Source organism: Salinisphaera sp. G21_0, assembly GCF_017744115.1.
GTDB lineage: Bacteria > Pseudomonadota > Gammaproteobacteria > Pseudomonadales > Endozoicomonadaceae > Endozoicomonas.
On the sequence record NZ_JAGHQW010000299.1, the window covers coordinates 1 to 514 of the forward strand.

The 514-nt window shown below is 53.3% G+C and carries 1 pseudogene; it reads left to right on the plus strand.

The window, feature by feature from the left end:
• A pseudogene (locus J7439_RS26170) lies at positions 1–514 on the plus strand (hypothetical protein); the annotation flags it as partial.

A 514-nucleotide genomic window follows, 5' to 3' on the forward strand; every position in this document is an offset into this window, starting at 1 on the left:
GACGTGAATACTGGCTGGTGCGAGATTGAGTTTACTGACGGAACTGATCCGATTTACGTGATCCCGCAAAGTGTCCGTTACAACTGCGTGGTGGAAACCAGCCTGCCGCTCGATGCTGAACTGATCGGCCTTGACCCGGTGCGTCTACCTCCCGATGGCAAAGTGCCTATCTATCGAGCTGGGGACATTGTGGTTATCAGTCATACGGCAACCACCGATGCAGGTACACCAATCGCAGGACAGGTGATTAACCTGGTACGTGACCATCAGGCAGAAATAGTAGTGGAAGATAGCAGCGGGGCTTTGCTGGCCAGCGATCAATATACCGTCGATAGAGAGGCAGGCACCGTTACCTTTGCTGATCCGTTGAGCCTGGTTGATCTTGGCAGTAACCCACTGGCTGCACCCTTCACCATTAAGGATCGGGTCGAGCACATGAGCGTTTTAAGCGATGTTCAGATTAATGGCGATCTGTCCATTATCTCCCCGGTGCCTTGGGATTTACCCGCCTCCG